Genomic DNA, 24,056 nt, shown 5'->3' on the forward strand with positions numbered 1-24,056 from the left:
CACGATGACGATCCGCGAATTCAAGATGCCCGACGTGGGCGAGGGCCTGACCGAGGCCGAGATCCTCAAGTGGTACGTCCAGCCCGGTGACACCGTCACCGACGGGCAGGTCGTCTGCGAGGTGGAGACGGCCAAGGCCGCCGTGGAGCTGCCGATCCCCTTCGACGGCACCGTCCACGAGCTGGTCTTCCCCGAGGGCACCACGGTCGACGTCGGCCAGGTCATCATCTCGGTGAACGTCGGCGGCGACGCCCCGGCCGAGGCCCCGGCCGCCCCGGCCCCCGTCGAGACCCCGGCCCCCGCGCCGGAGGCGGAGGCCGAGGAGCCGCAGGGACGCCAGCCGGTCCTCGTCGGCTACGGCGTGGCCGCGAGCTCCACCAAGCGCCGGGCCCGCAAGGCCGCGCCCGCCGCGGTGGTCCCCGAGCAGCTGAACGGGCACGGCACCGTGACCGGCGCGTCCAGGCCGCTGGCCAAGCCGCCGGTGCGCAAGCTCGCCAAGGACCTCGGCGTGGACCTGACGGTGGTCGTCGCGACCGGCCCGGACGGGATCATCACCCGCGAGGACGTGCACCGCGCCGCGGCTCCGGCCGCTCCCGCGGCCCCGGCCCCCGTGGTCGAGGCGGTCCCCGCCCCGGCCGCCCCGGTCGCCCCGGTCCAGGCGTCCGTCGCCGTCGCCGCCGGCGACGCGCGGGAGACCCGCGTCCCGATCAAGGGCGTCCGCAAGGCCACGGCGGCGGCGATGGTCGGCTCGGCCTTCACCGCCCCGCACGTCACCGAGTTCGTGACCTTCGACATCACGCGCACGATGAAGCTGGTCGAGGAGCTCAAGTCCGACAAGGACATGGCGGGCCTGCGGGTCAACCCGCTCCTGCTCATCGCCAAGGCCGTCCTGGTCGCGGTCAAGCGCAACCCGGAGATCAACGCGGCCTGGGACGAGGCGGCGCAGGAGATCGTCCTCAAGCACTACGTGAACCTGGGGATCGCCGCGGCCACCCCGCGCGGTCTGATCGTGCCGAACATCAAGGACGCGCACGCCCAGACCCTGCCGGAGCTGTCGAAGTCCCTGAGCGAGCTGGTCGCCACCGCCCGCGAGGGGAAGACGACCCCGGCGGCGATGCAGGGCGGCACCTTCACCATCACCAACGTCGGCGTCTTCGGCGTCGACACCGGTACGCCCATCCTCAACCCGGGCGAGTCCGCGATCCTCGCGGTCGGTGCGATCAAGCTCCAGCCCTGGGTCCACAAGGGCAAGGTGAAGCCGCGCCAGGTCACCACGCTGGCGCTCTCCTTCGACCACCGTCTGGTCGACGGCGAGCTCGGCTCCAAGTTCCTGGCCGACGTGGCCGCGGTCCTGGAGCAGCCGAAGCGGCTCATCACCTGGTCGTAGTGGTCCGGTTGTCGCGTTTCACGTGAAACATCCGGTGGTGGCGTCCGTCCACCACCGGATGTTCTGCTGTCCGGCATGGAACGCACCACGCTGGACCTGCACCTCGAACCACCGCACGGCGCGGGGCCCGTACGCCTCGGCATGACCTTCGGCGAGGCCCTGGCCGCCGTCGCGCCCTGGGGCGAGCCCCGGACCCGCGTCCGGCCGCGCGGGCGCCCGAACAGCCTCTCCGCGTCCTGCGACGGCATCGGAGTCGAGGTGCACCTGGAGGAGGACGACCGGGTCACCGCCGTCGAGTTCTGGTGGCCGGGGGAGGGGCGGACGAGCACCACGCGCGTCCTCCTCGGCGGGCGGGACGTCTTCACCACCCCCGCCGACGAACTCCTGGCCGGACTGGCCGGACCGACCGGACCGACCGGACCGACCGGACCGGTCGTCCACGGCGGCGACGGCGAGGACCCGTTCGTCCCCGGCCTCTCCCTCGGCTTCACCCGCCGCACCTCGCAGGAGGTCCCGCGCCGGCCCGACGGCCTCCCCGTCCACTTCACCTCCGTCCTCGTCGGGGGCGCGGACTACTACGACTTCCGGCTCCGCTGAGCGGGAGGTAAGGAGTCCAGGATCCGGACGCGGCTGTCAGACGCATCCCACTTGTATCTATGCTGTGCGCATGCCATCAGCCGCGCCCCCCTCCACCGAGCAGCCCGCCAAGCAGCCACCCGCCGCCGAACGCGTCTACAGCCACGTCAAGCGCGCGGTCCTCGACCGCCGTTACGAAGGCGGCACCCTGCTCACCGAGGGGGAGCTGGCCCAGGCCGTGGGAGTCTCCCGCACCCCCGTCCGCGAGGCCCTGCTCAAGCTGGAGATGGAAGGGCTGCTGAAGCTCTACCCCAAGAAGGGCGCCCTCGTCCTCGCCGTCTCCGCCCAGGAGATCGCCGACGTCGTCGAGACCCGCCTCCTCGTCGAGGAGTTCGCCGTCCGCAAGGCGGTCCCCGCACCGCCCGCGCTCCTCGCCCGCCTCGAGGAACTCCTGGAGGAGCAGCAGCGGCAGGCCGGCGCGGGCGACCTCGCCGACGTCGCCGTCACCGACCGCTGCTTCCACGCCGAGATCGTCAAGTACGCCGGGAACCAGATCCTGGCCCGCCTCTACGACCAGCTCCGCGACCGTCAGCTCCGCATGGGCGTCGCCGTGATGCAGGCCCACCCCGACCGGGTCGCCCAGAACATCACCGAGCACGCCGAGATCCTCGACCGCCTCAGGGCCGGGGACGCGGAGGGCGCGGCCGCCGCCGTCCGCCGCCACCTCGGCCGCGTCGGTGTCCTGGTCCGGGGTGAGGGCCGGTGAGCGGCCGCAACGGCTACGGCTCCGCCGTCACCCTCCCCGGCGACCCGCCCGGCGGCCGCCGCGCCGCCCTCGTCTGGGGCGTCGGCGTCGCCGTCTACTTCGTCGCCGTCATCTTCCGGACCTCGCTCGGCGTCGCCGGACTCGACGCCGCCGACCGCTTCCACGTGGGCGCCTCCGCGCTCTCCACCTTCTCCATACTCCAGCTGCTGGTCTACGCCGGCATGCAGATACCCGTCGGCCTCATGGTCGACCGGCTCGGCACCAAGAAGGTCCTCGCCCTCGGCGTCGTCCTCTTCACCCTGGGCCAGCTGGGCTTCGCGCTCTCCCCCACGTACCCCATGGCACTGGCCTCCCGCGCCCTCCTCGGCTGCGGCGACGCCATGACCTTCATCAGCGTCCTCCGGCTCGGCGGCCGCTGGTTCCCGGCCCGCCGCGGACCGCTCATCGCCCAGCTCGCCGGCCTCATCGGCATGGCCGGCAACCTGATCTCGACCGTCGTCCTCTCCCGCGCCCTGCACGGCCTCGGCTGGACCACCACCTTCGTCGGCAGCTCCCTCGCCGGCGTCCTCGTCCTGGTCCTGCTCCTGGTCTTCCTCAAGGACCACCCCGAGGGGCACGAACCCACCCCGGTCCGGCACGCGGGCGCCGCCTACGTGCGCCGGCAGATCGCCGCCTCCTGGCGCGAGCCCGGCACCCGGCTCGGCCTCTGGGTGCACTTCACCACCCAGTTCCCCGCGATGGTCTTCCTGCTGCTGTGGGGGCTGCCGTTCCTCGTCGAGGCGCAGGGCCTGTCCCGGGGCACCGCGGGCGAGCTGCTCACCCTCGTCGTGCTCTCCAACATGGCCGTCGGCCTCGCCTACGGGCAGATCATCGCGCGCCACGGCGGCGCCCGGGCCCCGCTCGCCCTCGGCACCGTCGCCGCCACCGCCCTGATGTGGGCCGTCACGATCGCGTACCCCGGCGACCACGCCCCGATGTGGCTGCTCGTCACCCTCTGCCTGGTCCTGGGGGCCTGCGGACCGGCGTCCATGATCGGTTTCGACTTCGCCCGCCCGGCCAACCCGCCGGAGCGTCAGGGCACCGCCTCCGGCATCGTCAACATGGGCGGTTTCGTCGCCTCCATGACGACCCTGCTCGCCATCGGCGTGCTGCTCGACGCGACCGGCGACGACTACCGGATCGCGTTCTCCTCGGTCTTCGTCCTCGAAGCCCTCGGCGTCGTCCAGATCCTCCGCCTGAAGTCCCGCACCCACCGGCGCGAGCGCGAACGGCTCGTCGCCAGCCGCGTGGAGGCCGTCCACGTGCCCGTGTAGCGGGCGTCGCCGCCTGGTCCGCCTGTCCGCCTGGTCCGCCTGGTCCGCCTGTCCGGCTGGTCCGGCTGGTCCGGCTAGTTCGGCGTCACCGCGAAGTGGTCGAGGATCGCGGCGGCCAGGTCCGCGTCGCCCTCGGTCTTGATCCGGTCGGCCACGTCGGCCGGCCGGACGCGGCCGCAGGCCAGCCGCACGTACGTCTCCCAGTCCGTCGCCAGCGTCACCGCGGGGCCCAGCGACGGCGCCCCGTCGATGGTGCCCCGCCCCTCCGCGTCCACCCGCACCGTCCGCAGGAACTCCACCGGCCCGGTCACGTCCACCACGACCGCCGAGCTCGCCGGCGCGCCCGCGTCCTTCGCGACCACCTTCGGCAGCGCCTCCAGGAGCAGGTCCCGGGCCACGAACGCGCCCGGCGAATCCAGGTTCCCCGGCACCCCGAGCGCGACCCGCAGGTCCTGCTCGTGCACCCACGTGTCGAACGCCCGCAGCCGGTAGCCCTGCTCCAGGGTCTGCTCCGCGCCCAGCGGAGCCCGGATGACGTGGTCGGGGGAGCGGTTCTCGTTGCGGAGCTGCCGGGCCCGGCGGATCAGGATGTACTCCAGCTCCGAGGTCATCTCCGGCGCCGTGTGGTGCCGCCGGACGTCGACCTGCACCTCCATGTAGCGGGCGAAGTCACTGCGCACGTGGTACAGGTCGCGGGGGAGCGAGTGGATCGGCCGCGGGTCCCCGAGCATCTCCGTCTCCATGCCGATCACATGGGACACGATGTCGCGCACCGACCAGCCGGGGCACGGAGTCGCCCGGTTCCACTCGCCCTCCACGAGCGGCTGCACCAGCTCGGCTATCGCTTCGATGGAGTGGGTCCAGGCGTCGGCGTAGTTCTGGAGGCTGGGATGGACGGTCACGGGACCCCTCGACGTTCTTCGGTGCGGGCTGAAAACACGACTGGGCGACAGTGGAATGGGAGGCTCGGACGCTAAGTTACGCTCCCCGGGAGCACCCCGGCAGTGCTTTCGTGTGACGATCGTAGGCCGGTGTTGACGGCTTCAACGCCAGGACGGTGGTAGTGTGCGCGCCTCGCTGATCCAGATCGCGGTAGACCCGGACGAACCGGTCGCCGACCGGCGGGCCCGCGCGGCCCGCCTCGTACGGGAGGAGCGCGGGGCCGCGGACCTCGTCGTCCTCCCCGAACTGTGGCCCGTGGGCGCCTTCGCCGCCGACCTCTTCGGGCCCGAGTCGGAACCGCTCCACGGCCCCACCTACACGGCGATGGCCGCCGCCGCCCGGGACGCGGAGGTCTGGCTGCACGCCGGTTCCTTCGTCGAGGCCGCCGCCGGCGCCCTCTACAACACCTCGCTCGTCTTCTCTCCCGACGGCGAGCTCGTCGCCTCCTACCGGAAGATCCACCGCTTCGGCTTCGACAAGGGCGAGGCCGTTCTCATGGCCGCGGGGGAGGACCTGGTCACCTTCGACCTGCCGCACCTCACCGTCGGCGTCGGCACCTGCTACGACCTCCGCTTCCCCGAGCTCTTCCGGGGCCTCGTCGACGCCGGCGCCGAGGCGTTCGTCGTCCCCGCCGGCTGGCCCGCCCGCCGGCGTGCCCACTGGCGCCTCCTCGCCCAGGCCCGGGCCGTGGAGAACCAGGCGTACGTCCTCGCCTGCGGCACGGCGGGCACCCACGCGGGGGTCGAGCAGGCGGGTCACTCGCTGGTCGTCGACCCGTGGGGCGAGATCCTCGCGGAGGCCGGCCCCGGCGAGGAGGTCCTGCGCGCCGTCCTGGACCCCGCGAAGCCCGCGGCGATCCGCGAGGAGTTCCCGGCCCTCAAGGACCGCGTCCTCGGCATCGCCGCACCCCGCCGGACGCGGGTCTGAGGAACGCGGGACACGTCGGGGACGGGCGGGAGAACCGCTCGGGTTCGGGCCGGTGCCGGGTCGGGTTCGGGCCGGGGACAGCCTGAAGGCGTGCCGGCACCGGGCCGGCACCGGGTCGGGGACGGCTCGGGGACGGCTCGGTGCCGGGGCGGGGACAGGCCGGGGAGAGGAACGCATGGACGCGCACGGCAGCACGGCGGACACCGGACACGTCGCCGCCTTCGCCCGGCTCTTCGGGCCGCCGCCCGAAGGACCCGCGATCCCCGTCGACTGGGAGGCCGTCGAGGCGTGGCTCGGCCTGTCGCTGCCCGCCGACTACAAGGCGATCGCCACCGTCTACGGCCCCGTCGACCTCGGCGAACTGCTCTGGATCCAGACGCCGTACGCCGGCACCGCCGGCGGCTTCGACTACGGCCGCTTCGTCGAGGACTGCCGCCGGATGGCGCCCGGCGTCCTCCCCTTCGGTTCCACCCGCACCTTCGGCACCCTCTTCTGGGACACCACCGCCTCCGACGACCCCGACGCCTGGCCCGTCCTCCTGCACGACCCACACGCGGGGCGGCAGGGCCGCGACCCCTGGCGCCGCCCCGGCACCACCCTGCTGCCCACCCTCGCCCTCCTCGTCGACGAGGGCCTGGCCCGGACCCTCGCCCGCAGCGCCCTCGCCGAGGACGTCACCGCGCTCTGGACCCCGCCGCCCCGCCGCCCCGCGCCGACCCCGGCGCAGCGGGCCGCGTTCACCGGCGGCGGCACGGGACTCGACACGCTCACCGCCGTCGTCCCGCCGCCCCCGGAGCCGTACCTCGGCGAACGCGACTGGGAGTGGACGTACGACCAGCTCGGCACCGTCCTGCCCGGCGAGTACGTCCGCCTGACGGAGACCTACGGCGGCGGCGTCTGGTGCCACTGGCTGCGGTTCCACCTTCCCTGGGGCACCGGAAGGCACGCCTTCGCGCCCTGGGCCGAGTGGTACTGCGACAACTACCGCTCCCTGCGCGCCGACCACCCCCAGTTCCACCCGCTGGCCGCCTGGCCCGAGCCGCGCGGCTTCCTGCCCTTCGCCTCCACCATCGACGGCGACCAGCTGGGCTGGCTCGCCGAGGGCGACGACCCCGAGACCTGGCCGCTCCTCATCGACCCCCGCCACGCGCGCGTGGGCCCGCCGCTCACCGGCACCCTCACCGAGACCCTCCTCGCCTGGCTGCGCGGCGAGCTCGTCGTCGAGGGGCTGCCCGCCCTCACCTACCCGCACGAGGAGCCGATCGACCAGGTCACGTACCAGCCCCGGAAGGCCCCCTAGGCCCTTCCCCGCAGGGCGGACCGGATCTAGTGCTGCGTCTCCGCCCAGAACCCCGTGGCCCGGGAGAGCGCCGCGCGGACCGCCCCGCCGCGGGTGAGCGCCGCGCGGTCCACGCCCGCGAAGATCAGCGCGAGCGACAGGTCCGCCGCGACCGCCCGGCCCGTCACCGTGACCTCCATCCGCCGCCATCCGCCGCGTCCGGCGCCGCGCACGGTCACCCGGACGCCGGGGTCGTCCGCGTCCGCCTCCCGGGCCAGCGTCCAGGAGCGCCGGTTCCGCGCCCACAGCCGGTAGTCGTCACCGCCGTACCGCAGCCGGAGGCCGCGCTGACGGGCCGTGGCGCCGAAACGGTTCCGCTCCACCCGGACCAGCGCGTCGCCGAGCCGGAGCGTCGCCCGGTTCAGCGTCGGCAGCCGGATCACGTCCGTGTGGATGCCCCGCGTCTCGTACGAGACGCCCGGCAGCAGCCCGCCCCGCAGCTCCGAGACGATCACCTCCGGCACGGTCTGCCGCAGCGGCGCCTCCACCGTGACCTCGCCGAACTCGGCCGACGTGCCGCGCCAGCCGGACCGCCGCTCGTACCCCTTCCCCTCCCGCCACGGACGCAGCGTGAAGGGGGTGACGGTGGTGTGCATCGGGCTCCTCCCGCGGACTCGCTTCCCCCGACCCTCGCACGGCCGGCCGTCCGTCCCGCGTCCGCCCCCGGCGAACTTCGAACCACTTGCCCGCGATTGGCCCTGGGAGAGGAGCGACGCCCTTCGGAGACTGGACCCATGACCAGCGACCGCGCCCACTCCGCCACGCCCGACGACCTCCGCGCCGAGACCCTCGCCGTCCACCCGCCCCGGGTCGAGGTCGCCGGCAGCGTGCCGCTCGGCGTCCCCCTCCACCAGGGCCACGTCTTCACGTTCGAGTCCGCCGACGCCCTCGCCGAGTCCATGCACTCCGGCGACTCCTTCCTCTACAGCCGCATGGGCAACCCCACCGTCCGCACCCTGGAGGACGCGGTGGCACGCCTGGAGGGCGCCGCCGGCGCGCTCTCCTTCGCCTCCGGGATGGGCGCCATCAACACGCTCCTGCTCGGGCTGCTCTCCAGCGGCGGGCACATCATCGCCCAGCGGTGCCTGTACGGCGGTACGTACGCGATGCTCACCGACCTCGCGGCCCGCTGGGGCGTCGAGGTCAGCTACGTCTCCGGCACGGACCCGGAGGAGGTCGCCGCGGCCCTGCGGCCCACCACGCGCCTCCTCTACCTGGAGACCATCGCCAACCCCACCACCCGCGTCTCCGACATCCCGGCCCTCGCCGCCGTCGCCCGCGCGGCCGGCGTCCCCGTCGCCGTCGACAACACCTTCGCCTCCCCGCTGCTCTGCCGCCCGCTCTCCCTCGGCGCCGACCTCGTCGTCCACTCCGCGACCAAGTACCTCGCCGGCCACGCGGACGTCCTCGGCGGCATCCTCGCCGTCGGCGACCCGGAACTCCTCCGGCGGATGCGCCACTTCGCGGTCGAGCTCGGCGCCACCACCGACCCGTTCGCCGCGTGGCTGACGCTGCGCGGCCTGCAGACCCTGCCGCTGCGGATGGGGCGGCAGTGCGCCTCCGCCGCCGAGCTCGCCGCCCGGCTCGCGGAGCACCCGGCGGTCGCCGCCGTCCGCTACCCCGGACTGGCGGGCCACCCGGACCGGGCGATCGCCGAGCGGCTGCTGCAGGACGGGGCGGGCGGGGTGATCTCGCTGGACATCGAGGGCGGCCGTGAGGCCGGCCGGGCCTTCGTCGAGGCGGTCCGGCTGGCCTCCCTCTCGGTCTCCCTCGGCGACGTGAAGACCCTGGTCATGCACCCGGCCTCCACGTCGCACCGTCAGCTCGACGCCACCGCCCTGGAGGCGGCCGGGATCGGTCCCGGCACGGTCCGCCTCTCGGTCGGCATCGAGCACGTCGAGGACCTGTGGACCGACCTGGACCAGGCCCTCTCCAAGACGCTCTGACCCGGACCGCCCCTCAGTCCTCCCGCTCGGCCATCCGGATCACGCAGACCGCCACCGCGATCAGCAGTGCCGCGTCGGCGTCCTCGCGGACGACGTCCACCGCGTAGGTGTCCCGGACGCGCAGCCAGCGGCGGGAGACGTGGGCGAGGAGTTCGCCGTCGTACTCGACGGCGAACTCCCGGTCCAGGATCCGCCCGCTGACGTCCAGTTCGGTCCCGTCGGCGAGCGTCACGCGGTAGTGGTTGCGCAGCAGGGACAGCCGCTTGCGGCGCACGGTCGCCAGCGGCTGCCCGTCCCGCTCGACCGTCATCGCGTCCCGCAGGCTGAAGAACTTCTCCCGCAGCGTCACGAGCACCCGCCCGTCGGGGCCCTTCAGTTCCAGCGTGTCACGCAGCCGCAGCGCCTTGCCGTCGACGAGAAAGGCGTGCCGGCCGTTCTCGTCCTCGATCCAGTAGTCGTCACCGATCGCGAAGATCTTGTCCCGTACGAGGTATTTCATACGGGATGTCTCCCCTCCGACTGTTTCACGTGAAACAGCGGACTCACACGAAGTACCGCGTGAAGGCGTCCGGGCCCGTGCCCAGCATCTCCCCGAAGGGCGCGTCGAGCTGATGGATCAGCAGCACGGTGAAGGCGATGAACCCGGCCAGGCCCATCACCATCACCACGTGCGTGGTGCTGCGGCTGATCCCGAACAGGAACATGAAGGCGAGGGTGAGGAAACCGCCGATGATCAGCCCCGTCCACAGCACCGGCGACAGCCGCTCCTGCGCGGCCGCCTCCCGGCTGCGTCGGGCGTCGTCCACGTACCCGAGCTGGGCGAGCACCTCCTGCGCGGCGATCTGCTGCGAGACGGTCGCGGTGTCGCCGACCTCGCCGGCCTGCCGGAGCTGTTCGAGCAGCCGCCAGCCCGCCGGGTCGAGCGGCTGACGGGCGGCCATCATCGGCCACTCCACGTCCACGACGTGGTCCGCGTACGTCCGGGCCGCCGCCCGCAGCGGCTCGCGCCGCTCGTCCGGGAGCGCGTCCGCGAGCAGATACGTCTGGTGCAGGGCGCTCGCCTCGGCCTGGACGTGGTCGGAGGCACCGGACCGGGTGTCCCAGACGGAGACCAGACAGAGCCCGAGGACGATCGCGTAGAGCACCGAGACCATCATGGCGATGTACTCGGCGACGTCCTCGCGCGGCTCCTCGTCCTCCCCGACGGGGAAGAGCCGCGTCTTGAGCACCACGGCGAGCGCGCCGAGCAGCGCGACCCCGAGGACGACGACGAGCGTTTCGAGCAGGGCCACGGGTCAGGTCCTCCGGTTCCCGAGGAGCGCGGCGGCGAGGGCCGCCGGCACCAGGATCAGCAGCAGCATCACGACCACCCCCATCTCGTCCGCCTCCCGCCCCCGGCGCCGCAACCGCCCGAGGAACCCCTCGTCGTCGAGGGCGGCGGCCCTGTGCGCGTCCTCGGGCGGAGTCCGGCCGAGGCCCGCCGGTGCCTCCCCCACGCCCGCCGCCGCCTCGCGTGCCTCCCGTGGCTCCCGCGCCTCCCGTACGGCCGGAGGCGCCTCCACCCGTCCTTCGCCGCCCACGCCCCCGGGCACCCCGGCGCCCACCGGCTCCGGCCCGGCCCCGACGACACCCGCACCGGCGCCCGCCGCCGCGCCCGCCCCCGCGCCGGCGGCCCCGGGAGCCGCCAGGACGTCGGGAGCGGGAGGACCGACGGGCAGCGCGCCCCCGGGCGGGGGCACGGCCGCGGCACCGGCACCGGCTCCCGTACCGGCTCCCGTGCCGGCACCGGCTCCCGCTGTCGCACCGGCTCCGGCGGCGTTCCCGGGCGCCCCCGGGGCTCCCGGCGCGGGACGGCCCGCCGCCGGAGGGGCCGCAGGGCCGGCCCCCGGCCGCACGGAGCCACCCGCACCACCGCTCTCTCCCGCACCGCTCTCCCCCGCACCGCTCTCCCCCGCGCCGCTCACTCCCGCGACGGCTTCCCCGGGGTCGGCCGCCCGCGCCGGCTCCGGCACGCGGAAGGAGGCCCCGGCGCGCGCGGTGAGCAGGGGAGCGGGCAGGAGCCGCCCGTCCGGGCCGTAGGTCCCGACCCGGTCGGTCCCGGTGGCGAGACCGGTGCTGCGGTGCGTCCCGGCCGGCCGCCGTACGGTCGCCGTGCAGCGGGCGGAGGCGCCGGGCGCGAGCACCGGGACGAGGCCGGGCCGCCCGCCGCAGTCGACGCCCCCGGCGGAGAGCCGGAGCGCGGGATCGGTGACGCGCACGCCGTACAGGGCCCGGTTGCCGCGGTTGGTGACGGTGTACGCGAGCGTCGCCCGGCCCGTCGGGACGGGCAGGGGCGCCGCCGCCCGCCCGGCCCGCCCGGCGCGCGCCACGGGCGGCGGCACGGCCTCGCTCACCCGTTCGCCGAGGACGAGGGAGGCGGCGACGCCCGTGTACCCGGCGCGGGCGGTCGCGGCGGCGGTGAGCCCGAGCGACGGGATCCGCCCCTCGGCGCGGACGGTCGCGGTGCGGGTCCCGGGAAGGGCCCGGAAGCGGACGACGCACTCCATGGACGTGAGCCCGACGAGGATCCGGCGCGGGCAGCGCACGACGGCACCCGCGGGGTTCCCGGGATCACGCACCCGCACCCCGTACAGGTCGGCTCCGCCCCGGTTCACGAGCCGGTACCGCTTCACCACGTCGCTCCCCGCCCGCACGGGGGTGGGCCGCTCCTCGCCGTACGCGCGCCCGTTGACGCCGACGCTCAGCCGCAGCGCCTTGTCCCCGGCCCCGCCGGCCCGCGCGGCGCCCCCGCCGGCGAGCACGAGGCAGGGCAGGGCGAGGACCCCGACGAGGATCCCGGCCCCGGCCCGAACGGCCCGCCTCACCCGGAAGCGGGAGTAGTCCGATGATCTGCCCGCACACGTCATGCGCCCATGCCACCGTCCGCCCCGCCCCCCACCCGCCCCGGGACACGCCCACACCCCCCACCCGGCCCCACCGATCCACCCGTACGCCCGCTCCCCCGTGACGGCCCCTTCACGACGGCTTCATGGACGGATGGCAAGCTTGAAGGATGAACGAAGCCGCTCCGGCGCCCACCCCCGCGCCCGCCCCCCGTTCCCGCGCCCGTGTCCGTGTCCGTGCCCCCGAGCTGATCGGCAAGGGCGGCTGGCTGAACACCGGTGGCGACGACCTCACCCTCGCCGACCTGCGGGGAAAGATCGTTCTGCTCGATTTCTGGACCTTCTGCTGCATCAACTGCCTGCACGTCCTCGACGAGCTGCGGGAGCTGGAGGAGAAGCACCGGGACACGCTGGTGATCGTGGGGGTGCACTCGCCGAAGTTCGTGCACGAGGCCGAGCACCAGGCGGTCGTGGACGCCGTGGAGCGGTACGAGGTGCACCACCCGGTGCTCGACGATCCGGAGCTGGCGACCTGGAAGCAGTACGCCGTGCGCGCCTGGCCGACGCTCGTCGTGATCGATCCCGAGGGGTACGTCGTCGCCCAGCACGCGGGTGAGGGGCACGCCAACGCGATCCGGACGCTCGTCGAGGAGCTGGAGGCGGAGCACGAGGCGAAGGGGACGCTGCGGCGCGGGGACGGGCCGTACGTGCCGCCGGAGCCCGTCGCCACCGATCTGCGGTTCCCGGGCAAGGCCGTCGTGCTGCCGGGCGGCACCTTCCTCGTCTCGGACACGACCCGCCACCAGCTGGTCGAGCTGGCCGCCGACGGGGAGACCGTCGTGCGCCGGATCGGCGGCGAGGGCGTCTTCCGCGAGCCGCAGGGACTGGCGCTGCTGCCGGACGGCACGGTCGTCGTCGCGGACACCGTGCACCACGCGCTCCAGAGGTTCGACCCGGCGACCGGGACGGTCGAGCGGATCGCGGGCACCGGGAAGCAGTGGTGGCAGGGGTCCCCGACCTCCGGGCCGGCGCTCGGCGTCGACCTCTCCTCGCCGTGGGACGTCGCCTTCTGGCGCGGCAAGGTGTGGATCGCCATGGCCGGCGTGCACCAGATCTGGACGTACGACCCCGAGTCCGGGACCGTCGAGGTCGCGGCCGGCACGACCAACGAGGGCCTCGTCGACGGGCCCGGCGCCGAGGCGTGGTTCGCGCAGCCGTCCGGGCTCGCCGCCACCGAGGACCGGCTGTGGATCGCCGACTCGGAGACCAGCGCCCTGCGGTACGTCGACACCGACGGCACCGTCCACACGGCCGTCGGCACCGGGCTCTTCGACTTCGGGCACCGGGACGGCGCCGCCGGTCAGGCGCTGTTCCAGCACCCGCTCGGCGTGACGGCCCTGCCCGACGGCTCGGTCGCGGTCTCCGACACGTACAACCACGCCCTGCGCCGCTACGACCCGGCCACCGGCGAGGTCACCACCCTCGCCACCGACCTGCGCGAGCCCAGCGACGCCGTCCTGGCCGGCGAGGACATCGTCGTCGTCGAGTCGGCCCGCCACCGCCTCACCCGGCTGCGGCTCCCCGAGGAGGCCGTGCGGGTGGAGGCGGTCGCGCACCGCACGAAGCGCGAGGCCACCGAGGTCGCCCCGGGCGCGTTCCGCCTGGACGTCGTCTTCTCCGCCCCGACGGGCCAGAAGCTGGACGAGCGGTACGGCCCCTCGACCCGCCTCCTGGTCTCCTCGACCCCGCCGGAGCTGCTGCTCTCCGGCGAGGGCACCGGCACGGACCTCTTCCGCGACCTGGAGCTGAACCCGGCCCTCGCCGAAGGCGTGCTGCACGTCTCCGCGATGGCCGCGTCCTGCGACGACGACCCGGCCAACGAGTACCCGGCCTGCCACGTCCACCAGCAGGACTGGGGCGTCCCGCTGAAGCTCACCGCCGACGGCGCGAGCCGCCTCCCGCTGATCCTCGCGGGACTGGACGCCTGACCCGGCACGTACGCGGAAGGGCCCCGCACGCCACGGCGTGCGGGGCCCTTCCGCGTGCTCAGCCCTCCAGGAACGCCACCAGGGCGTTGGCCAGGAGGTAGGGGTCCTCGGCGCCGCAGAGTTCGCGGGCGCTGTGCATGGAGAGGATCGCCACGCCGATGTCGACGGTGGTGATGCCGTGGCGGGCGGCCGTGATGGGGCCGATCGTCGTCCCGCAGGGCATGTCGTTGTTGGAGACGAACGACTGCCACGGCACGCCCGCCTTCTCGCAGGCGGCGGCGAACAGGGCGCGGCCGGTGCCGTCGGTGGCGTACCGCTGGTTGACGTTGACCTTGAGGATCGGGCCGCCGTTGACGCGCGGGTGGTGCGTCGGGTCGTGCCGCTCCGCGTAGTTGGGGTGGACGGCGTGGCCGGTGTCGGAGGAGAGGCAGACCGTGCCGGCGAAGGCGCGGGCGCGGTCCTCGTAGCCGCCGCCGCGGGCGTAGACGGAGCGCTCCAGGACGGTGCCGAGGAGCGGGCCCTGGGCGCCGGTGTCGGCCTCGGAGCCGTTCTCCTCGTGGTCGAAGGCGGCGAGGACCGGGATGTACGGGAGCTCGTCGCGGCCAGCGACGGCGGTGAGCGCGGCGACGGCGGCGTGCACGGACAGCAGGTTGTCCATGCGCGGTCCGGCGACGAGTTCGCGGTCGCGGCCGAGGTAGGCGGGGGCGTCGACGGCGTGGACCATCAGGTCCCAGCCGGCGATGTCCTCGGCGTCCACGCCGGCCTCGCCGGCGACGAACTCGACGAGGTCGCCCTCGTGCACCTCGCCGGTGCCCCAGACGGGCTGCATGTGGCGCTGGCGGTCGAGCTTGAGCCCGTCGTTGGCGGAGCGGTCGAGGTGGATGGCGAGCTGCGGGACGCGCAGCAGCGGCCGGTCGACGTTGACGAGGCGGTGGCTGCCGTCGCGGAGGGTGAGGCGGCCGGCGAGGCCGAGGTCGCGGTCGAGCCAGGTGTTCAGGAGGGTGCCGCCGTAGATCTCCACGGCGATCTGCCGCCAGCCCTGGTTGCCCATGTCGGGGCGGGGCTTGACGCGCAGGTTGGGGGAGTCGGTGTGGGCGCCGACGATCCGGTACGGGGTGTGCGGGGCCGCGCCCTCGGGCACGTACCAGGCGATGATCGCGCCGCCGCGGGTCACGAACTTCCCGCCGCTCGTCCCGTCCCACGCCTCGGTCTCCTCGACCCGGCGGAAGCCCGCCTTCTCCAGCCGCTCGGCGGTGTTGGCCACCGCGTGGTACGGCGACGGGGAGGCCGCGAGGAAGGACATCAGGTCATCGGTGTGGCCGGGGCCGAAGGGTGCGGACGCCGGTCGGGAAGCTGCGCTGCTCATGCGTCCACCTTACGGGTGACCCCGAGACCGCCCCGGTGCCCGGTGAACCCCCCGCGCCTTCGTCCGGGCCGGCCGGTGCCTCTCCCGGTGGGCCCGGTGATTCCCCGCGCCTCGGCGAGCGGAGCCCGTACCTCTTCGGCAGGGCCGGATGGAAGCCGGCGCCTCCGCGCGCGGAGCCGGTACCTCCCCCGCGGGACCGGCGAGTGAGCCGAAGGGGCGCGCCGGAGGCGAACCGAGCCCCCGAAAAGGGCGGAACGGCCCGCCCCCCTCCCCGGGGACGGGCCGTTCCAGTAGGACGGGGTGCGTTCTCAGAACGCGGCCTCGTCCAGGTCCATGAGACCGCCGTCCACGCCGTCGGCGAGGACGCGCTCGGTGGAGACGCCGGGCAGGACGTTGGCGGCGAAGAACTTCGCGGCCGCGATCTTGCCCTGGTAGAAGGCGGTGTCCTTGCCGGCGGTGCCGGAGGCGAGCTTCTCGGCGGCGACGGCCGCGCCCTTGAGGAGCAGGTAGCCGACGACGACGTCGCCGGAGACCATGAGCAGGCGGGTGGTGTTGAGGCCGACCTTGTAGATGTTCTTGACGTCCTCGCCGGTGGCGGTGAGGTCGGTGATCATCTTGCCGACGATCGCCTCCAGGTCGACGGCCGCCTTGGCGAGCGCGTCGCGGGCGCCGGCCAGCTCCTCGCCGCCGGTGCCGACCGCGAGGAACTTCTTGATCTCCTCGGAGAGGGTGTTCAGGGCGGCGCCCTGGTCGCGGACGATCTTCCGGAAGAAGAAGTCCTGGCCCTGGATGGCGGTGGTGCCCTCGTAGAGGGTGTCGATCTTGGAGTCCCGGATGTACTGCTCGATCGGGTACTCCTGGAGGAAGCCGGAGCCGCCGAAGGTCTGGAGCGACTGCGCGAGCTGCTCGTAGCCCTTCTCGGAGCCGTAGCCCTTCACGATCGGGAGCAGGAGGTCGTTCAGGCCGTGGAGGGCCTTCGCGTCCTCGCCCGCCGCCTCCTTGAGCTGGATCGCGTCCTGCACGGTGGCCGTGTAGAGGACGAGGGAGCGCATGCCCTCGGCGTACGCCTTCTGCGTCATGAGCGAGCGGCGGACGTCGGGGTGGTGCGTGATGGTGACCTTGGGGGCCGCCTTGTCCATGAAGTTGGCCAGGTCGGTGCCCTGGACGCGCTCCTTGGCGTACTCCAGGGCGTTGAGGTAGCCCGTGGAGAGGGTGGAGATCGCCTTCGTGCCGACCATCATGCGGGCGAACTCGATGATGAGGAACATCTGGCGGATGCCGTCGTGCTTGTCGCCGATGAGCCAGCCCTTGGCGGGGTGCTTGTCGCCGAAGGTCATCTCGCACGTGTTGGACGCCTTGAGGCCCATCTTGTGCTCGACGTTGGTGGCGTAGGCGCCGTTGCGGGCACCGAGCTCGCCGGTCTCCCAGTCGAACTCGTACTTCGGGACGAGGAAGAGGCTCAGGCCCTTGGTGCCGGGGCCGGCGCCCTCGGGGCGGGCGAGGACGTAGTGGAGGATGTTCTCCTCCATGTCGTGCTCACCGCTGGTGATGAAGCGCTTGACGCCCTCGATGTGCCAGGAGCCGTCCTCCTGCTGGATGGCCTTGGTGCGGCCGGCGCCGACGTCGGAGCCGGCGTCGGGCTCGGTGAGGACCATCGTGGAGCCCCAGCGGCGCTCGACGGCGATCTGGGCGGCCTTCTTCTGCTGCTCGTTGCCCTCGGTGTAGAGGATGCCGGCGAAGGCCGGGCCGGAGGAGTACATCCAGATGGCCGGGTTCGAGCCGAGCAGGAGCTCCGCGTAGGCCCAGATGAGGGAGCGCGGCGAGACGGTGCCGCCGATCTCCTCGGGGATGCCGAGGCGCCAGTACTCCGACTCCATGAAGGCGTTGTAGCTGGCCTTGAAGGTGGCCGGGACCGGGGCGGTGTTGGTCTCCGGGTCGAAGACCGGCGGGTTGCGGTCGGCGTCGGCGAAGGACTCGGCCAGCTCGTTCTCGGCGAGGCGGCGGATCTCGTCGAGGATGCTCTTGGCGGTCTCGACGTCCATCTCCTCGAACGGACCGGTGCCGTACACCTTGTCGCGGCCGAGCACCTCGAAGAGGTTGAACTCGATGTCGCGGAGATTCGACTTGTAGTGCCCCATGGCGACGGCTCCGTAAAGATCGGGGAGGGGTTCCTCGTACCGAGGGCCACCCGCTTCCTACTCACGAGTAGCGCACTCTTCTCTCCGATGATGCTACCCACCGGTAATAAGAGCAACCCCTACCGGGAGATCTGTGACACGCCTCGCGCGTCCGGAGGGCCGCGCCCGCCCCGCCCCGGAGCCCCGCCCCCGCCGTCGAGCGTGCGGCCGGGGTGCGGACGCCGCCCCCTGCGCGGGGCCGCCCGCCGGTCCGGGAGCCGGCCCCGCGCGGCCCGCCCCTCGGCTGTGGACGTCGGCCCCTGCGCGGCCCGCCCGCTCGATAGGCTGGGGGGCATGTACGGATACGGGCAGCACGGGGACGGCGGCGCCGCCCAGCAGCAGTACGCACCGCCCCCGCAGGGGCAGTACGCGCCGCAGGCCGGCATGCCGGGCGCCGGGTACGGCCAGCAGCAGGCTCCGCTCTATCCGGAGCCCTCGCCGCCCTCGCTCGCCGACGCCGTCCGTGCCTTCACCACCGGCACCCTGTCCGCCGAGGACTTCCAGCAGATCTTCGCGACCTCGAAGGTCTACTGCCCGCGCGGCGACAACCCCGGCTTCCTGGCCCTGCACAACACCCAGCAGCCGGTGATCCCGATGTTCACCACGCTGAAGGAGCTGCGGCGGTACGCGGGCAAGGAGTCGAAGTACTTCGTGATCACCGGTGCCGAGGTGATCGACCTGCTTCCGACCGGCTACGGCTTCGTCCTCGACATGGAGGGCGACCACCGGATCGTCTTCGACGCGAAGGCCGTGGAGCAGATGGTGGACTTCGCGATGCGGCGGATGTACGGCTGACGCACGCTGGACATGACGAAGAGGAGAGCGCCCGGGAGGAATTCCTCCCGGGCGTTCCGCGTTCCGGGTGGCAGGAAGTTCAGTATTCAACTAAAGTGAGGGCACGAGGACAGGCCGCGAAGGCCACCGAGCCCTCAGGCCGTACGAAGGAGGTCCCGCCATGCCCGCCGTGACTGTCGAGAACCCGCTCACCCTGCCGCGCGTCGTCGCCCCGGCCGACGCCACCCCGCGCCCCGTGCTCGCCGTCACCACGGCCCCCCAGGGGTTCGAGGGCGAGGGCTTCCCGGTCCGCCGGGCGTTCGCGGGCATCAACTACCAGTACCTCGACCCGTTCATCATGATGGACCAGATGGGTGAGGTGGAGTACGCGCCGGGCGAGCCCAAGGGCACCCCCTGGCACCCGCACCGCGGCTTCGAGACCGTCACCTACATCGTCGACGGCACCTTCGACCACCAGGACTCGAACGGCGGCGGCGGCACCATCACCAACGGTGACACCCAGTGGATGACCGCCGGCTCCGGCCTCCTCCACATCGAGGCCCCGCCGGAGTCCCTCGTCGTCAGCGGCGGCCTCTTCCACGGCCTCCAGCTGTGGGTCAACCTGCCCGCCTCCGACAAGATGATGGCCCCCCGCTACCAGGACATCCGCGGCGGCCAGGTCCAGCTCCTCACCTCCCCCGACGGCGGCGCGCTGCTCCGCGTCATCGCCGGCGAGCTCGACGGGCACGAGGGCCCCGGCATCACCCACACCCCGATCACCATGATCCACGCCACCCTCCGCCCCGGCGCGGAGATCACGCTGCCGTGGCGCGAGGACTTCAACGGCCTCGCGTACGTCATGGCCGGCCGCGGCACCGTGGGCGCCGAGCGCCGTCCCGTCCACCTCGGCCAGACCGCCGTCTTCGGCCAGGGCGGCTCGCTGACCGTCCGCGCGGACGAGAAGCAGGACTCGCACACCCCGGACCTGGAGGTCGTCCTCCTCGGCGGCCGCCCGATCCGCGAGCCCATGGCCCACTACGGCCCGTTCGTCATGAACAGCCAGGCCGAACTCCGCCAGGCGTTCGAGGACTTCCAGGCCGGGCGCCTCGGCACCATTCCGGCCGTCCACGGGATGGGCGAGTAACCGCCGGCGGGGGTGGCGTGCGGAGGTGACGGGTCGTCGCCCGGACGGCCCGTCATGTCCGCGTTTCGCTGCCATTGGTGTGATCTTATGGGCGGGTGGAGACGAGTCGAACGCCCCTGTTGCCCGAGCCCGCCCGCAAGCTCGCCGCCTGGTGCGCGGTGGCGCTGCTCGTCGCCGGCGTGGCCGCGGTCTTCATCTGGCTCTGCGTGGTCTTCAAGACCGCCGTGACCCCCGTCCTGCTCGCCATCCTGGGGACGGCGCTCCTCGGGCCGCTGTACCGGCGGCTGCTGCGGATGAAGGTCAGCAAGTCCCCCGCCGCCGCCATCACGGTCGCCGCCGTCCTCGTGGTCGTCGGCGGCGCCACGTACATCGTGGTCGCCGCGCTCATCGAGACGGGCGACCAGATCCTCGCCTCGCTCCGGCAGGCCGCCGTCGACATCGCCGAGCACTTCGGGGCCGCCGGCACCTCCCTGGAGGACCTCGCCGCGAACGCCAAGGACCTCCTGGAGAAGTTCGGCGGGACGGCCGCCTCCGGGGTCATCTCCGGGCTCAGCGTCGTCGGGCAGATGCTCGCCACCGCCGTCCTCGCCCTCCTCCTGATCTTCTTCTTCCTCCGCGACTCCGACAAGGCCGTCGGCGCCCTGCGCGCCTTCGTCCCGTCCGGCACCTCCGACACCGCCGAGGCCATGGCCCGGCGCGCCTTCGAGGCCGTCGAGGGCTTCATGCGGGGCACCACCCTCGTCGCCTTCGTCGACGCCGTCCTCATCGGCGTGGGCCTCCTGGTCCTCCAGGTGCCCGGCGCGGTCGGCCTCGCCGCCCTCGTCTTCGTCACCGCCTACATCCCCTACCTGGGCGCCTTCCTCTCCGGCGCGGTCGCCGTCCTCGTCGCCCTCGCCGACCGCGGCTTCGTCATCGCCCTGTGGGTGCTCGGCATCGTCCTCGCCGTCCAGGTCATCGAGGGCAACGTCCTCCAGCCGATGGTCCAGAGCCGCACCGTCCAGATGCACCCCGCCGCCGTGATGCTGGCCATCACCGCCGGCGCCTCCGTCGCGGGCATCCTCGGCATGCTCCTCGCCGTCCCCCTCACCGCCGCCGCCACCGGCATCCTCGGCGAACTCCGCGCCCGGTACGGCACGAGGACCGCCCCGGAGGAGACCGCCTAGACCGGCGCGACCTCCCGGATCCGTGTACGGCTCCTAGACCGGCGTCCCGCCCGGCTCGAAGGAGCGCAGCATGGCCTCCAGGGCCGCCTGGTCCGGGCCGACGAAGGGGTCGGAGTCCGGCGCGTCCGCCAGCGTCCCCAGCATCCGGTCCGTCATCCGCACGGCCGGCGGCAGATGGGTGCAGAGCACGATCTCCGGGGCCATCTCGCGCAGCGGCGCCAGGGTCGCCCGGTACTTCTCCGCGTCCACCAGGTGCACCCACGGGCTGTCGAGCGTCGCCCACAGCAGCTGCGCGGCCCGCAGCTCCTCCGGCTTCAGGTCGCTCGCGTGCCCGCTCTCGGCGAGTTCGGCGCTCGGCATCGGGCCGCCGAAGCAGTCCGAGCTGAAGCAGAACCGGGTCCGGTCGTCGTAGAAGCCGACGGTCGCCGGGCTGTCGAAGAGCGGCGGCCGGAAGGCGTACAGGGTGCGGTCTCCGACGTACAGGGACTGCCCCGGGTTGAGGAAGTACACCCGGTCCATCGGCAGCGCCCGCTCGGTCGTCATGATGCCGAAGCCGAGGAAGGTGGTCACCACGCGCGCGTGCGGGGCGGCCTCCAGGAGGTCGAAGATCCCGCCCGTGTGGTCGCGGTCCGGGTGGGTGAGCCAGATCCAGCGCACGTCCTCCGGGTCCATCACCCCGCCGAGCACGCCGACGAAGTCCCGGTCCTCGACCGACAGCCCGGTGTCGACGACGACGGGTTCGGCGGCGGCCAGCACGTAGGCGTTGACGGGGATGTGGCCGATCCCCGGCACCTCCAGGCTGTCGGCGATGACGGTGGTGTCGCTGCCGACCTTGTGGGTGTCCATGGCGAGCTCCGTGGTCCCCCCGGCGGCCGTACGTCACCAGTCTCCGCCGTACGGGTGGGCCGCGCGCGCCGGAGGTGTACGGGCCCCGCCGCCGACCCACGCGCGGCAGGCACCCGCCCTGCCGGACCTCACGCGCGCGTACCGCCCGAGCCCGCCGGGTTCCGTCGGCCCCCACGCGCGCGTACCGCCCTCCCGGCCCCGCGCGGAGGCTCACGGCTCCGTGGGCACGGCTCGCGCGCGCCCGTCGCCACCGCTACGAGCAGCAGCCCTCCGGTCCCGCCGGCTCGCGCAGTTCGAACCAGATCGTCTTGCCCTCGCCGCGCGGCTCCACGCCCCACGCGTCGGCCAGCATCTCCATCAGCACCAGGCCGCGCCCGCTGGAGGCCATCTCGCCGGGGTGGCGCTTGTGCGGCAGCTCGTCGCTGGCGTCGGAGACCTCCACGCGCAGCCGCCGGGACTTCTCGCCGCAGCCGACCTCGGCGGTCAGCAGGGCGTCGCCGTCCGTGTGGACGAGGACGTTGGTGACCATCTCGGAGACCATCAGGACGGCCGCGTCGAGCTGGTCCTCGTCGGTCCAGTCGTGCAGCAGCTGCCGCACCTGCTCGCGCGCCTCGGCGATCCGCTCCGGCTCGGCCTGGGCGATCGTCATCAGGGTGCGGCGCGGGGCCTCCCGTACCGTCGTCGCCGGCCGGCGGGAGAGCAGCAGGACGGCGATGTCGTCCTCGCGCCGGTCCGCGAGCGGGCCGGTGGTGTGGTGCGAGCCGGGGCCGTGGACGGCCTCCACGAGCGTGTCGGCCAGTTCCTCCAGGTCGTCGCCCCGGTGCTGCTCCAGGAGCCGCCTGACCCGCTCCCAGCCGCTGTCGAGGTCGTGGCCGCCGGTCTCCAGGAGGCCGTCGGTGCAGATCATCAGGGTCTCGCCGGGTTCCAGGGTGAGGCGGGTGGTGGGGTAGTCGGTGTCGGCGTCGATGCCGAGGGGCAGCCCGCCGGCCGTCGGACGGAGCAGAACCGTCCCGTCGAGCATCCGTACCGCCGGGTCCGGATGACCCGCCCGGGCGATGTCCACCGTCCCCGACTCCAGGTCCACCTCCAGATACAGACAGGTCGCGAAGCGCGGCCCGCCGCCCGGGCCCTCCCCCTCGGCCCCGTAGCCGTCGTTCACCCCGTACAGGAACCGCGAGGCCCGCGACAGCACCGCGTCCGGCCGGTGCCCCTCGGAGGCGTACGCCCGCAGCGCGATCCGCAGCTGCCCCATCAGCGCCGCCGCCCGCACGTCGTGCCCCTGCACGTCCCCGATGACCAGCGCGATCCGGCCCGCGCCGCCGCGCGTGCCGCCGGGCAGCCGGATCATGTCGTACCAGTCCCCGCCGACCTGGAGCCCGCCGCCGGTCGGCACGTACCGCGCCGCCACCCGGATCCCCGGGATGCCCGGCCCGAGCACCGGCATCATCGTCCGCTGGAGTCCCAGCGACAGCTCACGCTCCGACTCCGCCACCCCGGCCCGGGCCAGCGCCTGCGCCAGCATCCGCGCCACCGTCGTCAGCACCGACCGCTCGTCCGGCGTGAACGCCACCTGGTGCTTGAAGGCCGCCATCCAGGCGCCCATCGTCCGCCCCGCCACCACCAGCGGCACGAAGGCCCACGACTGCCGCTCGAACGGCTCCGCCAGCGGCCACGTCATCGGGAAACGGCGCCGGTACTCGTCCGGGGACGGCAGATAGATCGCCCGCCCGGTCCGCACCACCTCCGCCGCCGGGTAGGCCGTCGCCAGCGACATCGACGAGAAGGGGCCCTCGTCGCCGTCCCGCTGCCCGTGGTGCCCGATCACCGTCAGCCGCTCGCCCGACATCCCGAAGACCGCGAGCCCGTCCGGCGAGAACCCCGGCATCGACAGCGAGGCCGCCACCCGCAGCACCTCCGCCGTCGACCGCGCCTCCGCGAGGGCCCGCCCCGCGTCCAGCAGGAACGCCTCCCGGGACCGCCGCCAGTCGCCCGTGATCGGCGTGTGCGGCCCGGACGTCCCCGGCTGCGGGTCGGCCACCTCCTGGAGCGTGCCGACCAGCTGGTAGTCGCTTCCCTCGATCAGCGGCTTGGACCGGCTCCGCACCGTACGGACCACCCGGCCCTGCTCGTCCATGATCCGTAGCCGGGCCTCGGCGAGCGTGCCCTCGGCGACCGCCAGGTTCACCACGCCGTCGATCTCGTTCCAGTCCACCGGGTGGAAGCGGGACCGCACGGCCGCCTCGCTCAGCCGCACCGGCTCGGCGGGCAGCCCGAGCAGCCGGGCGGCCTCGGCGTCGAGCGAGACGATCCCGGAAGCGTTGTCCCAGCGCCACAGGCCCGTGGCGATCGCGGCCAGGACGTCCTCGGTGCGCATTGCCCCACTTTATGAATATCGGACACCGTGTCGCCACCGTGTCCCCGCCGGGCGCGGCCGACAGTAATCGAATCGCGATCTTGGGTGTCCCGGTAGGCTGGGAAACCCTTGGCACCGCTGGACAGTGTCAAGGCTTTTCTCCACCG

The 24,056-nt window shown here is 73.6% G+C and carries 20 protein-coding genes; 11 read left to right on the plus strand and 9 right to left on the minus strand.

Annotated elements, in window-relative coordinates; genetic code table 11:
- Nucleotides 1-4: 4 nt before the first annotated feature.
- The 4 genes from ACFVU3_RS09090 to ACFVU3_RS09105 all read left to right on the plus strand — a co-directional run bounded on the left by ACFVU3_RS09090 (nucleotide 5) and on the right by ACFVU3_RS09105 (nucleotide 4,042).
- The gene (locus tag ACFVU3_RS09090) at nucleotides 5-1,387 is read left to right on the plus strand and encodes a dihydrolipoamide acetyltransferase family protein (RefSeq protein WP_390065010.1); all 1,383 of its coding nucleotides are present in this window, start codon (nucleotides 5-7) and stop codon (nucleotides 1,385-1,387) included.
- A 75-nt stretch (nucleotides 1,388-1,462) separates the two neighbouring features.
- Nucleotides 1,463-1,984, plus strand: a complete 522-nt coding sequence (locus ACFVU3_RS09095) for a hypothetical protein (RefSeq protein WP_390065012.1) — start codon at nucleotides 1,463-1,465, stop codon at nucleotides 1,982-1,984.
- A gap of 70 nt (nucleotides 1,985-2,054) precedes the next feature.
- A complete protein-coding gene (locus ACFVU3_RS09100) occupies nucleotides 2,055-2,729 on the plus strand; it encodes a GntR family transcriptional regulator (RefSeq protein WP_390065013.1) in 675 nt (224 codons plus the stop codon).
- The gene (locus tag ACFVU3_RS09105; protein ID WP_390065015.1) at nucleotides 2,726-4,042 is read left to right on the plus strand and encodes a nitrate/nitrite transporter; all 1,317 of its coding nucleotides are present in this window, start codon (nucleotides 2,726-2,728) and stop codon (nucleotides 4,040-4,042) included. The genes ACFVU3_RS09100 and ACFVU3_RS09105 overlap by 4 nt, the downstream gene beginning before the upstream one ends.
- Nucleotides 4,043-4,116: 74 nt before the next feature.
- Here ACFVU3_RS09105 and ACFVU3_RS09110 read toward each other — a convergent pair whose 3' ends face one another.
- Nucleotides 4,117-4,944 carry a maleylpyruvate isomerase family mycothiol-dependent enzyme gene (locus ACFVU3_RS09110; RefSeq protein WP_390065017.1) on the minus strand — a complete coding sequence of 276 codons (828 nt, stop codon included), beginning with the start codon at nucleotides 4,942-4,944 and terminating at the stop codon, nucleotides 4,117-4,119.
- A 163-nt stretch (nucleotides 4,945-5,107) separates the two neighbouring features.
- On the opposite strand from ACFVU3_RS09110, the gene ACFVU3_RS09115 reads away from it, so the two are divergent.
- Both ACFVU3_RS09115 and ACFVU3_RS09120 read left to right on the plus strand, forming a co-directional pair.
- Nucleotides 5,108-5,911 (plus strand): carbon-nitrogen family hydrolase, encoded by an 804-nt coding sequence (locus tag ACFVU3_RS09115; RefSeq protein WP_390065018.1) that lies wholly within the window; start codon nucleotides 5,108-5,110, stop codon nucleotides 5,909-5,911.
- A gap of 175 nt (nucleotides 5,912-6,086) precedes the next feature.
- Nucleotides 6,087-7,211, plus strand: a complete 1,125-nt coding sequence (locus ACFVU3_RS09120; RefSeq protein ID WP_390065020.1) for an SMI1/KNR4 family protein — start codon at nucleotides 6,087-6,089, stop codon at nucleotides 7,209-7,211.
- Nucleotides 7,212-7,237: 26 nt separating this feature from the next.
- Here ACFVU3_RS09120 and ACFVU3_RS09125 read toward each other — a convergent pair whose 3' ends face one another.
- A complete protein-coding gene (locus tag ACFVU3_RS09125; RefSeq protein ID WP_390065022.1) occupies nucleotides 7,238-7,846 on the minus strand; it encodes a hypothetical protein in 609 nt (202 codons plus the stop codon).
- Between the two features lie 138 nt (nucleotides 7,847-7,984).
- Here ACFVU3_RS09125 and ACFVU3_RS09130 point away from each other — a divergent pair, with 138 nt between their 5' ends.
- Nucleotides 7,985-9,196: a trans-sulfuration enzyme family protein gene (locus tag ACFVU3_RS09130; RefSeq protein WP_390065024.1), complete on the plus strand. Its 1,212-nt coding sequence runs from the start codon at nucleotides 7,985-7,987 to the stop codon at nucleotides 9,194-9,196.
- Nucleotides 9,197-9,209: 13 nt separating this feature from the next.
- On the opposite strand, the gene ACFVU3_RS09135 is transcribed toward ACFVU3_RS09130, so the two are convergent.
- From ACFVU3_RS09135 to ACFVU3_RS09145, 3 genes are read right to left on the minus strand one after another with little or no spacing between them, the layout of a single operon-like run.
- Entirely contained in the window at nucleotides 9,210-9,695 is a 486-nt protein-coding gene (locus ACFVU3_RS09135) for an LURP-one-related/scramblase family protein (RefSeq protein WP_390065026.1), read from the minus strand.
- Nucleotides 9,696-9,738: 43 nt separating this feature from the next.
- A complete protein-coding gene (locus ACFVU3_RS09140) occupies nucleotides 9,739-10,488 on the minus strand; it encodes a hypothetical protein (RefSeq protein WP_390065027.1) in 750 nt (249 codons plus the stop codon).
- A 3-nt stretch (nucleotides 10,489-10,491) separates the two neighbouring features.
- On the minus strand, nucleotides 10,492-12,102 hold the full coding sequence (locus ACFVU3_RS09145; RefSeq protein ID WP_390065028.1) for a hypothetical protein: 1,611 nt from the start codon (nucleotides 12,100-12,102) through the stop codon (nucleotides 10,492-10,494).
- 146 nt (nucleotides 12,103-12,248) lie between these two features.
- On the opposite strand from ACFVU3_RS09145, the gene ACFVU3_RS09150 reads away from it, so the two are divergent.
- Nucleotides 12,249-14,066, plus strand: coding sequence for an NHL domain-containing thioredoxin family protein (locus ACFVU3_RS09150; protein WP_390065029.1), 1,818 nt, complete (start codon nucleotides 12,249-12,251; stop codon nucleotides 14,064-14,066).
- 58 nt (nucleotides 14,067-14,124) lie between these two features.
- On the opposite strand, the gene ACFVU3_RS09155 is transcribed toward ACFVU3_RS09150, so the two are convergent.
- Both ACFVU3_RS09155 and ACFVU3_RS09160 read right to left on the minus strand, forming a co-directional pair.
- Complete coding sequence (locus tag ACFVU3_RS09155) at nucleotides 14,125-15,432, minus strand: M18 family aminopeptidase (protein WP_390065030.1); 1,308 nt, start codon at nucleotides 15,430-15,432, stop codon at nucleotides 14,125-14,127.
- A gap of 308 nt (nucleotides 15,433-15,740) precedes the next feature.
- Nucleotides 15,741-17,570: an acyl-CoA dehydrogenase gene (locus ACFVU3_RS09160; protein WP_390065032.1), complete on the minus strand. Its 1,830-nt coding sequence runs from the start codon at nucleotides 17,568-17,570 to the stop codon at nucleotides 15,741-15,743.
- Nucleotides 17,571-17,903: 333 nt separating this feature from the next.
- Between ACFVU3_RS09160 and ACFVU3_RS09165 the strand changes: the two genes are divergently transcribed.
- The 3 genes from ACFVU3_RS09165 to ACFVU3_RS09175 all read left to right on the plus strand — a co-directional run bounded on the left by ACFVU3_RS09165 (nucleotide 17,904) and on the right by ACFVU3_RS09175 (nucleotide 20,690).
- Nucleotides 17,904-18,404: an SseB family protein gene (locus tag ACFVU3_RS09165; protein ID WP_390065034.1), complete on the plus strand. Its 501-nt coding sequence runs from the start codon at nucleotides 17,904-17,906 to the stop codon at nucleotides 18,402-18,404.
- A 160-nt stretch (nucleotides 18,405-18,564) separates the two neighbouring features.
- Complete coding sequence (locus tag ACFVU3_RS09170) at nucleotides 18,565-19,527, plus strand: pirin family protein (RefSeq protein WP_390065036.1); 963 nt, start codon at nucleotides 18,565-18,567, stop codon at nucleotides 19,525-19,527.
- Between the two features lie 95 nt (nucleotides 19,528-19,622).
- The gene (locus tag ACFVU3_RS09175; protein ID WP_390065037.1) at nucleotides 19,623-20,690 is read left to right on the plus strand and encodes an AI-2E family transporter; all 1,068 of its coding nucleotides are present in this window, start codon (nucleotides 19,623-19,625) and stop codon (nucleotides 20,688-20,690) included.
- Nucleotides 20,691-20,723: 33 nt separating this feature from the next.
- On the opposite strand, the gene ACFVU3_RS09180 is transcribed toward ACFVU3_RS09175, so the two are convergent.
- Together ACFVU3_RS09180 and ACFVU3_RS09185 are read right to left on the minus strand one after the other, a co-directional pair.
- Nucleotides 20,724-21,536 (minus strand): MBL fold metallo-hydrolase, encoded by an 813-nt coding sequence (locus ACFVU3_RS09180; RefSeq protein ID WP_390065039.1) that lies wholly within the window; start codon nucleotides 21,534-21,536, stop codon nucleotides 20,724-20,726.
- Between the two features lie 253 nt (nucleotides 21,537-21,789).
- On the minus strand, nucleotides 21,790-23,910 hold the full coding sequence (locus tag ACFVU3_RS09185) for a SpoIIE family protein phosphatase (RefSeq protein WP_390065041.1): 2,121 nt from the start codon (nucleotides 23,908-23,910) through the stop codon (nucleotides 21,790-21,792).
- Between the last annotated feature and the right edge of the window lie 146 nt (nucleotides 23,911-24,056).

This window comes from Streptomyces sp. NPDC058052 (assembly GCF_042885515.1).
Taxonomy (GTDB): domain Bacteria; phylum Actinomycetota; class Actinomycetes; order Streptomycetales; family Streptomycetaceae; genus Streptomyces.